7 protein-coding genes and 3 rRNA genes are annotated in these 14,217 nt (G+C 66.3%); 3 read left to right on the top strand and 7 right to left on the bottom strand.

What is annotated here, in order from left to right:
- Positions 1-520: 520 nt before the first annotated feature.
- Positions 521-1,528, top strand: coding sequence for a tryptophan--tRNA ligase (trpS, locus tag J7W19_RS14770; protein ID WP_004956127.1), 1,008 nt, complete (start codon positions 521-523; stop codon positions 1,526-1,528).
- A gap of 66 nt (positions 1,529-1,594) precedes the next feature.
- Here the strand turns inward: trpS and proC are convergent, their stop codons facing one another.
- Together proC and J7W19_RS33495 are read right to left on the bottom strand one after the other, a co-directional pair.
- Positions 1,595-2,404, bottom strand: a complete 810-nt coding sequence (gene proC, locus J7W19_RS14775; RefSeq protein ID WP_004956123.1) for a pyrroline-5-carboxylate reductase — start codon at positions 2,402-2,404, stop codon at positions 1,595-1,597.
- A 305-nt stretch (positions 2,405-2,709) separates the two neighbouring features.
- A complete protein-coding gene (locus J7W19_RS33495; protein WP_267939149.1) occupies positions 2,710-2,844 on the bottom strand; it encodes a hypothetical protein in 135 nt (44 codons plus the stop codon).
- A 141-nt stretch (positions 2,845-2,985) separates the two neighbouring features.
- Here J7W19_RS33495 and J7W19_RS14780 point away from each other — a divergent pair, with 141 nt between their 5' ends.
- Positions 2,986-4,335 carry a SulP family inorganic anion transporter gene (locus J7W19_RS14780; protein WP_004956121.1) on the top strand — a complete coding sequence of 450 codons (1,350 nt, stop codon included), beginning with the start codon at positions 2,986-2,988 and terminating at the stop codon, positions 4,333-4,335.
- Between the two features lie 103 nt (positions 4,336-4,438).
- On the opposite strand, the gene rrf is transcribed toward J7W19_RS14780, so the two are convergent.
- From rrf to J7W19_RS33500, 4 genes are all read right to left on the bottom strand, one after another.
- A 5S ribosomal RNA gene (gene rrf, locus J7W19_RS14785) occupies positions 4,439-4,555 on the bottom strand.
- An 80-nt stretch (positions 4,556-4,635) separates the two neighbouring features.
- Positions 4,636-7,759 (bottom strand): 23S ribosomal RNA (locus J7W19_RS14790).
- 276 nt (positions 7,760-8,035) lie between these two features.
- A 16S ribosomal RNA gene (locus J7W19_RS14795) occupies positions 8,036-9,561 on the bottom strand.
- The 16S, 23S and 5S rRNA genes sit together here, the layout of an rRNA operon.
- Before the next feature lie 578 nt (positions 9,562-10,139).
- Positions 10,140-10,688 (bottom strand): MarR family winged helix-turn-helix transcriptional regulator, encoded by a 549-nt coding sequence (locus tag J7W19_RS33500; protein WP_004952792.1) that lies wholly within the window; start codon positions 10,686-10,688, stop codon positions 10,140-10,142.
- A gap of 153 nt (positions 10,689-10,841) precedes the next feature.
- On the opposite strand from J7W19_RS33500, the gene J7W19_RS14805 reads away from it, so the two are divergent.
- On the top strand, positions 10,842-12,143 hold the full coding sequence (locus J7W19_RS14805; RefSeq protein WP_004952795.1) for an MFS transporter: 1,302 nt from the start codon (positions 10,842-10,844) through the stop codon (positions 12,141-12,143).
- Positions 12,144-12,339: 196 nt separating this feature from the next.
- On the opposite strand, the gene J7W19_RS14810 is transcribed toward J7W19_RS14805, so the two are convergent.
- Positions 12,340-14,073: an ATP-binding SpoIIE family protein phosphatase gene (locus tag J7W19_RS14810; protein ID WP_004952798.1), complete on the bottom strand. Its 1,734-nt coding sequence runs from the start codon at positions 14,071-14,073 to the stop codon at positions 12,340-12,342.
- Between the last annotated feature and the right edge of the window lie 144 nt (positions 14,074-14,217).

Consider the following 14,217-nt stretch of genomic DNA (forward strand, 5'->3'; position numbering starts at 1 on the left):
CTTTCCTCCGGGCGCTTCCCTTCGGTGTTTCCAACCTTACCAGATCCTTTTCCGTTCCGTTTCCGGCCCGGATTCGAAATCCGATCCCCTGTTGGCGGGGTTTGTTTCTCGCCTTGCGGCGTGATCACTACTTTACCGGATTTCCCCCGTGGCTCCTAATCGGAGCCCCGGGCCTGAATCGAAACGAATTCCGGCATGCCGAAATCCATCCCGTTCAGGGGCCGTGCAGTAGTGGATCCCGCCGAGTGGCGTGAAGCGCCGCCCCGGTTCCCTCTCGGGCCCCGCTAGCAACTCGAAGAACCTTACACGAGCGACTTGGTCCGGATCAAACCCGTGGCGCAAGCGGTTTCCTGGCGGTACGGTCGTCGGCATGACCCTGCATGCCCGTAACGGCCAGTGGTGGCCCGCCTGACGGCGGCCACCCCCTGCGCGTACCCACGCATGCACCCCACGGCCGCCGCCTCGGCGGCCGTTTTTGCTGTCTGTGGCGGTGGTCCCCGTTCCCAAGGAGAGGGACCCCATGACCTCCACGACCCGGATCTTCAGCGGTGTGAAGCCCACCGGCCACCTGACCCTCGGCAACTACCTGGGCGCCGTCCGGCAGTGGGTCGAGTCGGACCAGCACCGCGCCGACGCCCTTTTCTGCGTGGTCGACCTGCACGCACTGACCGTCGAGCACGATCCGGCGCGGGTCCGCCGGCTGAGCCGGCAAGCCGCGACCCTGCTCCTGGCGGCCGGCCTCGACCCCACCCTCTGCACGGTGTTCGTGCAGAGCCACGTCGACGAGCACACCCGGCTGTCCTATCTCCTGGAGTGCACGGCCGCGGACGGCGAGATGCGGCGGATGATCCAGTACAAGGAGAAGTCGGCACGGGAACGCGCGACCGGCGGAAGCGTCCGCCTCTCCCTTCTCACCTATCCCGTTCTGATGGCCGCCGACATCCTCGCGTACCGCGCCGACGAGGTTCCCGTCGGCGACGACCAGGCGCAGCACGTCGAGCTGACCCGCGACCTCGCCGTGCGCTTCAACCAGCGGTACGGGCAGACGTTCACCGTCCCCCGCGCCGTCCTCCCGCCGGTCGCGGCCCGGGTCATGGACCTCCAGGACCCCACGTCGAAGATGGGGAAGTCGCACGCGGAGACCTCCGGCATCGTCTACCTCCTCGACGAGGCCGACGTTGTACGCAAGAAGGTGATGCGCGCTGTCACGGACAGCGCGACCGACGTCGTATACGACCGCGCCGAGCGGCCCGGTGTGGCCAACCTCCTGGAGTTGCTCGCCGCCTGTACCGGGACCGCGCCGGACACCCTGGCCGCGGGCTACGGCTCGTACGGCGCGCTGAAGCGGGACACCGCCGACGCGGTGGTGGAGCTGTTGCGCCCGGTACGGGAGAGGCACGCCCAACTGTGCGCCGACCCGGCGTACGTGGACGGCGTCCTCCGCGACGGGGCCCGGCGGGCCCGGGAGCTGGCCCGGCCGACGGTCGACGCCGCGTATCGGGCCATCGGTCTGCTCCCGGCAGCCTGACCGCAGGGCCTCCACCGTCCGCGGATGACCACGGAAGTCCGCGGACCAGCGGCCCGCCCTCCCTCGTCAGCCCGTTCCGGAGGCCAGCTCGCGGCTGCGGTCGCGGGCCGCCTCCAGGGCGGCGATGAGCGCGTGCCGGACACCGTGCTTCTCCAGCTCGCGGATGGCGTTGATCGTCGTGCCGGCCGGCGAGGTCACGGCCTCGCGCAGCTTGACGGGGTGTTCGCCGCTGTCGCGGAGCATCACGGCGGCACCGATGGCCGCCTGGACGATCAGGTCGTGGGCCTTGTCCCTGGGCAGGCCGAGGAGGATGCCGGCGTCCGTCATCGCCTCGACGAGGAAGTAGAAGTAGGCGGGGCCGGAGCCCGAGAGCGCGGTCGCGGCGTCCTGCTGCGTCTCGGGGACGCGCAGCGTCTTGCCGACGGGCTTGAAGATCGCCTCGGTACGCAGCAGGTGTTCCTCGGTGGCGTGCGTGCCCCCGGAGATGACCGACATGCCCTCGTCCACCAGGACCGGGGTGTTGGGCATGACGCGCACCACCGGCGTCCCGGCCTGGAGCCGCTCCTCGAAGAACGCGGTGGGGACGCCGGCCGCCGCGCTGATGACGAGCCGGTCGGCCGGCACGTGCGGGGCGAGTTCGTCCAGGAGCGTCGCCATGTCCTGCGGCTTGACGGCCAGGATGAGCGTGTCGGCCGCCTTCGCGGCGTCGGTGTTGCCGACGGTCTCGACGCCGTAGCGCTCGCGCAGCGCCGCGGCCCGCTCCGGGCGGCGGGCGGTGCAGAGCAGCTGCGCGGGGTCCCAACCGGCCCGGATCATGCCGCTGAGCAGCGCTTCACCGATCTTTCCGGTCCCGAGGACGGCGACTGTCTGGGTCACGGTGCTCACCTTTTCCGCTTTCGCTGTGCCGTGCTGTTGCCGCCCTGCGCCACGTCGTCCGACGGGATGGCGTGGTCGAAGAGGGCCGGTTGTCATCCTCGCACCCGGCTCCACGCCACGGTGAGCGACGAGGGCGAGCGACGGCGCAGAGCAGGGAGTCACGGCGCGTGCTGGGGCGCGTGGGTCGCGGCATCCGCCGGAGTGAACGGACGGAGTTCTTCCTCCTCCTCGATTCCGCGTTTACAACGCGGTAACGCACCGGTCGGTCCAGGGGCACAGGGCTTGGTCACACTGTGGGCGGGTGTTCACGGCGCGATGCCGAAGGAGGCGAGGACGCGTCCGTACGGGCACCGCGCGCGGACCCGTACGACGTACCGCCGCCGGCTCCCGCCCCTCCGCTCGTCCCCGCCCTTCTCTCCCTGCTCACCCTCTCTCTTCACCCTTTTCGCCCTCTTCACCCTTCGGCCCGACCCGTTCCGCGCGCAGAGACTTCCCGGTCCGTACGCCCGTACTCGTCGTCCACCGCAGGTTCTCGATCCCCGGCCGCCGCCGTGCGCCCGGGGTCGTTGGAGGCAATCCCCATGGAACACAAGGAACTTGGCCCCGCCCGCTTCCTCACCCCCCGCCTCGACACCGGCTCCCTCCTCCGGCTTCCGCGGCTCCTCCGAGCCGACGTCCACGCGTCCCTCGTCGTCTTCCTCATAACCGTGCCGCTCTCGGCCGGTGTGGCCATGGCCTCCGGAGTGCCGGTGGAGCTCGGCCTCGTCACCGGGATCGTCGGCGGGCTGCTGACCGGGCTGCTCCCCGGCAGCAGCATCCAGGTGAGCGGACCGGCCGCGGGCCTCGCCGCGCTCGTGTACGAGGCCGTGCGGACCTACGGGCTCGGTGGCCTCGGCATACTCGTCCTCGCCACCGGCCTGTTCCAGGTGGTACTGGGTCTGCTGCGGCTCGGCCACTGGTTCCGGAAGGTCCCCGTCGCAGTGGTGCAGGGCATGCTGGCGGGAACCGGACTCGTCCTGATCACCGGCCAGTTGTACGAACTCGCCGACGCGGACGCCCCCGGCGGCGGCCTGGAACGGCTCGGCGGCCTCGTCCTCCTGGTCACCGGAACCCTGGAGTCCCCGACGGCGCTGACCGCCGGCGCGGTGGGCGTCGGCACGATGGCACTGCTGGCGTTGTGGCAGCGCTGGCCGCGCGGCGTGCGCCTGGTCCCGGCGCCCCTGGTCGCGGTTCTCGCGGCGACGGTCGTGGCCTCGGCACTGCGCCTGCCGGTGGACCGGCTGCGCATCGGCGATCTGATGACCGCCGTCCAGCCGCCGGACGGCCCGGACTTCGTGCGGCTCGGGCAGGTCGGCGTTCTGGGCACGATCCTGGCCTTCACTCTCGTCGCCTCGGCCGGCAGCCTGCTCGGGGCGACGGCGGTCGACCGGATGCACGACGGTCCGCGCACCGATTACGACAAGGAGCTCATCGCGCAGGGCGCCGGCAACACGGTGTGCGGCATCCTCGGCGCCCTCCCGCTGACCACGGTCGTCGTGCGCAGTACCGCCAACGCCCGCGCGGGCGCGCGGACTCGGGCTTCCCGTGTACTGCAGGGCGTGTGGCTGGCCGTGTTCGCCGCCCTGCTGCCCTGGGCATTGGGAGCGGTGCCGGTCGCGGCACTCGCCGGTGTGCTCGTGGCCCTGGGGCGGCAGCTGTTGCCGGTACGGGAGTTGGGGCGGTTGTGGGGCGGGCACCGGAGCGAGGTCGTGGTCCTCCTCGCCACCGCCGGCGCGATCCTGGTGACCGACCCCTTCGAGGGCGCCGTCATCGGACTGCTCCTGGCCGGCGCCAAGGCCGGCTGGGAGGCGACGCGGTTCCGGGCCGACCGCGAGCGCGGGGCACAAGGGCGGGCTGATGACGACCAAATGCCTTTGATCGGCAGGAAGTAGAGCCGCGGACGGCATGGGGCGCCGGGAATGGCGCCGGAAACGCAGAAGAGCCCCGGGCCGGATTGCTTTCACAATCCGAGCCCGAGGCTCTTCTTCAAATTTAGTTCGGCGGCGTCCTACTCTCCCACACGGTCCCCCATGCAGTACCATCGGCGCTGAAAGGCTTAGCTTCCGGGTTCGGAATGTAACCGGGCGTTTCCCTAACGCTATGACCACCGAAACACTATGAAACATATCAATCAACAACCGGCATATTGGTTGTTCGTGGTTTCAGAACCAACACAGTGGACGCGAGCAACTGAGGACAAGCCCTCGGCCTATTAGTACCAGTCAGCTCCAACCGTTACCGGTCTTCCACACCTGGCCTATCAACCCAGTCGTCTACTGGGAGCCTTACCCCATCAAGTGGGTGGGAGTCCTCATCTCGAAGCAGGCTTCCCGCTTAGATGCTTTCAGCGGTTATCCCTCCCGAACGTAGCCAACCAGCCATGCCCTTGGCAGAACAACTGGCACACCAGAGGTTCGTCCGTCCCGGTCCTCTCGTACTAGGGACAGCCCTTCTCAAGACTCCTACGCGCACAGCGGATAGGGACCGAACTGTCTCACGACGTTCTAAACCCAGCTCGCGTACCGCTTTAATGGGCGAACAGCCCAACCCTTGGGACCGACTCCAGCCCCAGGATGCGACGAGCCGACATCGAGGTGCCAAACCATCCCGTCGATATGGACTCTTGGGGAAGATCAGCCTGTTATCCCCGGGGTACCTTTTATCCGTTGAGCGACGGCGCTTCCACAAGCCACCGCCGGATCACTAGTCCCGACTTTCGTCCCTGCTCGACCCGTCGGTCTCACAGTCAAGCTCCCTTGTGCACTTACACTCAACACCTGATTGCCAACCAGGCTGAGGGAACCTTTGGGCGCCTCCGTTACCCTTTAGGAGGCAACCGCCCCAGTTAAACTACCCACCAGACACTGTCCCTGATCCGGATCACGGACCCAGGTTAGACATCCAGCACGACCAGAGTGGTATTTCAACGACGACTCCACACACACTGGCGTGCATGCTTCACAGTCTCCCACCTATCCTACACAAGCCGAACCGAACACCAATATCAAGCTATAGTAAAGGTCCCGGGGTCTTTCCGTCCTGCTGCGCGAAACGAGCATCTTTACTCGTAGTGCAATTTCACCGGGCCTATGGTTGAGACAGTCGAGAAGTCGTTACGCCATTCGTGCAGGTCGGAACTTACCCGACAAGGAATTTCGCTACCTTAGGATGGTTATAGTTACCACCGCCGTTTACTGGCGCTTAAGTTCTCAGCTTCGCCTGGACGAATCCAAGCTAACCGGTCCCCTTAACGTTCCAGCACCGGGCAGGCGTCAGTCCGTATACATCGCCTTACGGCTTCGCACGGACCTGTGTTTTTAGTAAACAGTCGCTTCTCGCTGGTCTCTGCGGCCACACCCAGCTCAAGGAGTAAATCCCATCACCGGACATGGCCCCCCTTCTCCCGAAGTTACGGGGGCATTTTGCCGAGTTCCTTAACCATAGTTCACCCGAACGCCTCGGTATTCTCTACCTGACCACCTGAGTCGGTTTAGGGTACGGGCCGCCATGAAACTCGCTAGAGGCTTTTCTCGACAGCATAGGATCATCCACTTCACCACAATCGGCTCGGCATCAGGTCTCAGCCTTAACGTGTGACGGATTTGCCTACCACACGGCCTACACCCTTACCCCGGGACAACCACCGCCCGGGCTGGACTACCTTCCTGCGTCACCCCATCGCTTACCTACTACAAGTCTGGATCGTCGGCTCCACCACTTTCCATTCCCCGAAGGGTCCGGAACGGCTTCACGGACTTAGCATCGCCTGATTCGATATTGGGCGTTTCAAAGCGGGTACCGGAATATCAACCGGTTGTCCATCGACTACGCCTGTCGGCCTCGCCTTAGGTCCCGACTTACCCTGGGCAGATCAGCTTGACCCAGGAACCCTTAGTCAATCGGCGCACACGTTTCCCACGTGTGTATCGCTACTCATGCCTGCATTCTCACTCGTGAACCGTCCACAACTCGCTTCCGCGGCTGCTTCACCCGGCACACGACGCTCCCCTACCCATCACAGTCCCCGTTAGAGGTATGTACTGCAATGACACGACTTCGGCGGTACGCTTGAGCCCCGCTACATTGTCGGCGCGGAATCACTTGACCAGTGAGCTATTACGCACTCTTTCAAGGGTGGCTGCTTCTAAGCCAACCTCCTGGTTGTCTCTGCGACTCCACATCCTTTCCCACTTAGCGTACGCTTAGGGGCCTTAGTCGATGCTCTGGGCTGTTTCCCTCTCGACCATGGAGCTTATCCCCCACAGTCTCACTGCCGCGCTCTCACTTACCGGCATTCGGAGTTTGGCTAAGGTCAGTAACCCGGTAGGGCCCATCGCCTATCCAGTGCTCTACCTCCGGCAAGAAACACACGACGCTGCACCTAAATGCATTTCGGGGAGAACCAGCTATCACGGAGTTTGATTGGCCTTTCACCCCTAACCACAGGTCATCCCCCAGGTTTTCAACCCTGGTGGGTTCGGTCCTCCACGAAGTCTTACCTCCGCTTCAACCTGCCCATGGCTAGATCACTCCGCTTCGGGTCTTGGGCGCGCTACTCAATCGCCCTATTCGGACTCGCTTTCGCTACGGCTTCCCCACACGGGTTAACCTCGCAACACACCGCAAACTCGCAGGCTCATTCTTCAAAAGGCACGCAGTCACGACACAAGAAGCAAGCTCCCTGTGCGACGCTCCCACGGCTTGTAGGCACACGGTTTCAGGTACTATTTCACTCCGCTCCCGCGGTACTTTTCACCATTCCCTCACGGTACTATCCGCTATCGGTCACCAGGGAATATTTAGGCTTAGCGGGTGGTCCCGCCAGATTCACACGGGATTTCTCGGGCCCCGTGCTACTTGGGTGTCTCTCAAACGAGCCGCAATGATTTCAGCTACGGGGGTCTTACCCTCTACGCCGGACCTTTCGCATGTCCTTCGCCTATCACTACGGTTTCTGACTCGTCCCGTCGCCGGCAGACGACAGAAGAGAGATCCCACAACCCCGCATGCGCAACCCCTGCCGGGTATCACACGCAAACGGTTTGGCCTCATCCGGTTTCGCTCGCCACTACTCCCGGAATCACGGTTGTTTTCTCTTCCTGCGGGTACTGAGATGTTTCACTTCCCCGCGTTCCCTCCACACTGCCTATGTGTTCAGCAGCGGGTGACAGCCCATGACGACTGCCGGGTTTCCCCATTCGGACACCCCCGGATCACAGCTCGGTTGACAGCTCCCCGGGGCCTATCGCGGCCTCCCACGTCCTTCATCGGTTCCTGGTGCCAAGGCATCCACCGTGCGCCCTTAAAAACTTGGCCACAGATGCTCGCGTCCACTGTGCAGTTCTCAAACAACGACCAGCCACCCGTCACAACCCACCAACAGGCGGACCTTTACCGGGGCCGGCAGAAGGCAACAAGCTCACGCTCGCACCCTCAGACACCCAACAGCGTGCCCGACCCAGCCTCGCAAGACCCTGTGTTCCACGCCGAAGCAGTACTAACAAGTCCTTTGAAACTGTGCCGAATAGTCAACGTTCCACCCATGAGCAACCGTACGAGACATTCGCTCGTAGTCGGCTATGTGCTCCTTAGAAAGGAGGTGATCCAGCCGCACCTTCCGGTACGGCTACCTTGTTACGACTTCGTCCCAATCGCCAGTCCCACCTTCGACGGCTCCCTCCACAAGGGTTGGGCCACCGGCTTCGGGTGTTACCGACTTTCGTGACGTGACGGGCGGTGTGTACAAGGCCCGGGAACGTATTCACCGCAGCAATGCTGATCTGCGATTACTAGCAACTCCAACTTCATGGGGTCGAGTTGCAGACCCCAATCCGAACTGAGACCGGCTTTTTGAGATTCGCTCCACCTCGCGGTATCGCAGCTCATTGTACCGGCCATTGTAGCACGTGTGCAGCCCAAGACATAAGGGGCATGATGACTTGACGTCGTCCCCACCTTCCTCCGAGTTGACCCCGGCAGTCTCCTGTGAGTCCCCATCACCCCGAAAGGCATGCTGGCAACACAGAACAAGGGTTGCGCTCGTTGCGGGACTTAACCCAACATCTCACGACACGAGCTGACGACAGCCATGCACCACCTGTACACCGACCACAAGGGGGCACCCATCTCTGGATGTTTCCGGTGTATGTCAAGCCTTGGTAAGGTTCTTCGCGTTGCGTCGAATTAAGCCACATGCTCCGCTGCTTGTGCGGGCCCCCGTCAATTCCTTTGAGTTTTAGCCTTGCGGCCGTACTCCCCAGGCGGGGAACTTAATGCGTTAGCTGCGGCACGGACGACGTGGAATGTCGCCCACACCTAGTTCCCAACGTTTACGGCGTGGACTACCAGGGTATCTAATCCTGTTCGCTCCCCACGCTTTCGCTCCTCAGCGTCAGTATCGGCCCAGAGATCCGCCTTCGCCACCGGTGTTCCTCCTGATATCTGCGCATTTCACCGCTACACCAGGAATTCCGATCTCCCCTACCGAACTCTAGCCTGCCCGTATCGAATGCAGACCCGGGGTTAAGCCCCGGGCTTTCACATCCGACGCGACAAGCCGCCTACGAGCTCTTTACGCCCAATAATTCCGGACAACGCTTGCGCCCTACGTATTACCGCGGCTGCTGGCACGTAGTTAGCCGGCGCTTCTTCTGCAGGTACCGTCACTTTCGCTTCTTCCCTGCTGAAAGAGGTTTACAACCCGAAGGCCGTCATCCCTCACGCGGCGTCGCTGCATCAGGCTTTCGCCCATTGTGCAATATTCCCCACTGCTGCCTCCCGTAGGAGTCTGGGCCGTGTCTCAGTCCCAGTGTGGCCGGTCGCCCTCTCAGGCCGGCTACCCGTCGTCGCCTTGGTAGGCCATCACCCCACCAACAAGCTGATAGGCCGCGGGCTCATCCTGCACCGCCGGAGCTTTCCACCACCGAGCATGCGCTCAGCAGTCATATCCGGTATTAGACCCCGTTTCCAGGGCTTGTCCCAGAGTGCAGGGCAGATTGCCCACGTGTTACTCACCCGTTCGCCACTAATCCCCTCCCGAAGGAGGTTCATCGTTCGACTTGCATGTGTTAAGCACGCCGCCAGCGTTCGTCCTGAGCCAGGATCAAACTCTCCGTGAATGTTTCCCCGTAATCGGGGCGACACCACGAGAGCGGAACGACCAGGCGGAATAGGCCCGGTCGTTCACAGCGTCCTCGCTGTGTTTTTCAAAGGAACCTCATCCAGGACCACAAGGATCCGTGGACGGGGTTGTTTTATAGTCTGGCGTTGACTTTTGGCACGCTGTTGAGTTCTCAAGGAACGGACGCTTCCTTTGTACTCACCCGAGAGACTCTCTCAGGCTTTCCTCCGGGCGCTTCCCTTCGGTGTTTCCAACCTTACCAGATCCTTTTCCGTTCCGTTTCCGGCCCGGATTCGAAATCCGATCCCCTGTTGGCGGGGTTTGTTTCTCGCCTTGCGGCGTGATCACTACTTTACCGGATTTCCCCCGTGGCTCCTAATCGGAGCCCCGGGCCTGAATCGAAACGAATTCCGGCATGCCGAAATCCATCCCGTTCAGGGGCCGTGCAGTAGTGGATCCCGCCGAGTGGCGTGAAGCGCCGCCGCTGAGAACCGTACGGCTTCGCGGCAGCTCGGAGTACATTACGGATCCGCCGACCCCGTGTCAACTGGGCTGCGCCTCTGCCTTACAGGCGGGTCAGTCGAGGTCCCTGAGGCGTCCGCCGGCGTCCGGCTGGGCCGTTTCCACCCGGCGGAGGAGCCGGATCAGAAGTTCGCCGAGCTTGCTGCGGTCCTCGCCGGAGAGATCCTGGAGGAGCTCCTCCTCGAAGACGGAGGCGAGCCGCATCGCCTCCAGCCACTTCTCCCGGCCGTCCTCCGTGATGCCGACGATGACGCGCACGCGGTTGGCGCCGTCGCGCTCCCGGGTGACGAGGCCCTCCGCGACCATGCGGTCGATGCGGTGGGTCATCGCGGCCGGGGTCAGGCCGAGCCGCTTCGCCAGGTCGCCCGGGCCCAGGCGGTACGGGTGACCGGCGAGGACGAGCGCCTTGAGGACCTCCCACTCCGCGTTGCTGATCCCCAGCTCCGCGGTTTGCCGGCCGTAGGCGACGTTCATGCGCCGGTTGAGTCGGCTGAGAGCCGAGACGACCTTCTCCACCTGGGGATCGAGGTCCTGGAACTCGCGCTGGTAAGCGGCGATCTGCTCTTCGAGGCTCGGCTCGGCGGAGCCGGGGGTGTCAGCCATGGGCCGCAGTATGACACGACACCTTGCCGCTAAAGCCCTTTGATGTGTACTCTTTAGCTTCGAAGTTTAGCTCTGAAGTCTTCAGGTCTGGACTGTTGCCCGTACGCGGCACGGTCCGGACCGTTTTCGTGATCAAGGAAAAGGAAGGTGAGTGTGACCACCGCGATGGGCGCGGCACTGCGCCGGATCCAGCTGGGCAACGCGCTGAGTGCGTTCGGCAACGGCTTCACGGTTCCGTTCCTGTTCATCTATGTGTCGCAGGTACGGAACCTCGGGGCGAGTACGGCCGGTGTCGTGCTCGCGACGTTCGCCGTGGCCGCGTTGTTCGTGCTGCCCTTCGTCGGGCGGGTGATCGACCGGCGGGGCCCCCTCCCCGTCGCCGTCGCGGGTACGGTGTCGGCCGCCGTCGGTTCCATGGGTCTCGGTCTGGCCGACAGCGAGTTCCTGGTGGTCGCGGCCGCCGCCGCGCTCGGTGCCGGTATCGCGGTCGTCCAGCCCTCGCTGGCCACGATGATCGTCTGGTGTTCCACGACGACCACCCGGTCGCGGGCGTTCGCCACGCAGTTCTTCCTCAACAACCTCGGTCTGGGTGTCGGCGGCCTGCTGGGCGGCCAGCTGGTGGACACCTCCGACCCGTCGAGCTTCGTCCGGCTGTTCGCGATCGAGGCCGTGATGTTCCTGGTGCTGGGCGCCACCGTCGCGACCGTGCGGCTGCCGAAGGCGCCGCGGGTCGAGGACGCCGTCCCGACGGACGGCTCCGCGCGGAACGGATGGCGGGCGCTGCTCGCCGACCGGGCCATGGTGCAGCTGTGTGTGCTGGGCTTCGTGATGTTCTTCGCCTGCTACGGGCAGTTCGAGTCGGGTCTCTCCGCGTTCGCCGTGGAGGTCACGCGGATCTCGCCCGCGACGCTCGGCATGGCCCTCGCGGCGAACACGATGGCGATCGTGCTGACGCAGTTCGTGGTGCTGCGGCTGGTCGAGCGGCGACGGCGGAGCCGGGTCATCGCCCTGGTCGGCCTCATATGGACGGTGGCCTGGGTGGCGGCCGGGGTCTCGGGTCTCGTTCCGGGGGCGCACGCGGTCGCGACCACGCTGCTGATCTCGACGTACGCCCTCTTCGGTATCGGTGAGTCGATGCTGGCGCCGACGATGGCGCCGCTGGTCGCGGATCTGGCCGCGCCTGGGCTCGTGGGGCAGTACAACTCGGCCTTCGCCCTGGTGAAGCAGCTGGCGCTGGCCGCGGGGCCGGCGGCCGGCGGGCTGATGGCCGGTTCGGGTCTCTACGCGCCGTACATCGTGCTGCTGGTCGCCTGCTCGCTGGGCATCTCCGCGCTGGCCTTGCGGCTGGGGCGCCGGCTCACGCCCGCGCAGGAGAACCCGCTGCGGGCCCAGGAGCAGCGCACGGTGGCCGCGCGGGTCGTTCCGCAGGAGGAGCGGGCCACGGTCGGCGCCTGACGGTCGGCACGGCACGGACGGCGGAGTGGTGCGGCGGAGCGGTGGGCTCCGGTCGTACCGCTCCGCCGTCGTCGTTGTCCCGTCGTTGTTCTGTCGTCGTTCCGTCCGCGCGGTCGGGGCGGCGTTTCCCCGGCGTCCTCGTCCCGGCCGGCTCCGGCCGGCTCGTGTGCGCCGGCCCGGTGCCGGGCCGCCGCGGTCACACGTGCGCGTGTTTCGTGGGCAGGGCGAATTCGCACCAGACCGCCTTGCCGCCGCCCGGCGTGCGGCGTGAGCCCCAGGACGAGGCGATGGTGGCGATGATCGAGATGCCGCGGCCGGCCTCGTCGGCGGGTTCGGCGCGGCGGCGGCGCGGGAGGTGGTCGTCGCCGTCGGTGACCTCGATGATCAGGCGGCGGTCGGTGCGGCGCAGGCGCAGCTTCATCGGGGGCGTGCCGTGCTGGAGGGAGTTGGCGACGAGTTCGCTGGCGGCGAGGACGCCGAGGTCGCGCAGTTCCGGTGGGAAGCGCCAGCTGGCGAGGACGCCGGAGGCGAAGGCGCGGGCGCGGGGGGCGGCCTCGACGCCGCCGAGCAGTTCGAGCGCCGCGTTGTGGAACAGCTCGGCGTCGTGGCCGGTGCGGGCGGGGTGCTGGAGGACGAGGACGGCGACGTCGTCGTCGTGCTCCTCGGTGATGCCGAGGGAGCGGATGAGGCGGTCGCACATGACCTGGGGGGTGCCGGTGGCGCCGGCGAAGGCGCGTTCGAGGGCGGCGACGCCGTCGTCGATGTCCTCGTCGCGGCGTTCGACCAGGCCGTCGGTGTAGAGGACGGCGCTGCAGCCGGGGCCGAGCGGGACGCTGCCCGAGGTGTGCAGCCAGCCGCCCGTGCCGAGGGGCGGGCCGGTGGGTTCGGCGGCGCGGTGGACGGTGCCCTCGGGGTCGCGGACGAGGATGGGCAGGTGGCCGGCGGACGCGTAGACCAGGCGGCCCTCGTTGGGGTCGTGGACGGCGTAGACGCAGGTGGCGATCTGGGTGGCGTCGATCTCGGCGGCCAGGCCGTCGAGGAGCTGGAGGACCTCGTGGGGCGGCAGGTCGAGGCGGGCGTAGGCGCGGACGGCGGTGCGGAGCTGGCCCATGACGGCCGCGGCGCGCACTCCGCGGCCCATGACGTCGCCGATGACCAGGGCGGTGCGGCCGGCGCCGAGGGTGATGACGTCGTACCAGTCGCCGCCGACGGCGGTGTCCTGGCCGCCCGGCTGGTAGGTGGCGGCGACGCGCAGGTCATCGGGCTGTTCGAGCTCCTGGGGGAGCAGGCTGCGCTGGAGGGTGACGGCGGCCTCGCGCTGGCGGCGTTCGCTGGTGCGCAGCCGTTCGGCGGCCTCGACCTGGTCGGTGACGTCGGCGGCGAAGATCAGGACGCCGGGTTGCGGCGGGCCGTCGCCGGGGACGCCGACGCGCAGGGGGCTGCAGGTGAAGGTGTAGTAGCCGTGCCGGGGGCGGGGGGTGGTGCCGCCCGGGTCCGCGGTGGTGTCGGGGGTGGTGACGCGGCGGGATTTGACGGTGCGGGGTTTGCCGCTGCGCAGTACCTGGTCCATGAGGGCGAGGAGGCCGAGTTCTTCCAGCTCGGTGAGGGCCTCGCGGGCGGGGGCGCCGGGGGTGCGGGGGCCGAAGAGGGCGGCGTAGGCGTCGTTGACGTAGGCGATGCGGTGGTCGGGGCCGTAGACGACGGCGACGAGGGCCGGGACCTGGCCGAGGACGTCGTGGACCGACAGCCCGTCGAGGGTGGCGACGGGGCCGTCGGGCGTGGGGAGCGGGCCGGAGCCGGCGCGTGCGGCGGGGACGGATCCCGTGGCGGGCGTCGCCGCGGTGGGGGCGGCCGGGGTGCTGCGGTCGGCGCGCGTCGCGGCCCGGCGCTGTGTGCCGGGGAGCCGGGCGCTCCAGCGGGTGAAGTTCACTGAGGATTACCTCGCGGAGTCGGTCCGGGTCAGCTCGGCGACGCGTGGCGGCCGAGCCGCGCGCCCGGCGCGGGGGCGCGGTGGTCGGTGCGGGGGCCGGCCCCCGGGGGAATGCGGCAAACGTCTGATTCCTTCGAATCCTCG

This window comes from Streptomyces mobaraensis NBRC 13819 = DSM 40847 (assembly GCF_017916255.1).
Taxonomy (GTDB): Bacteria; Actinomycetota; Actinomycetes; order Streptomycetales; family Streptomycetaceae; genus Streptomyces; species Streptomyces mobaraensis.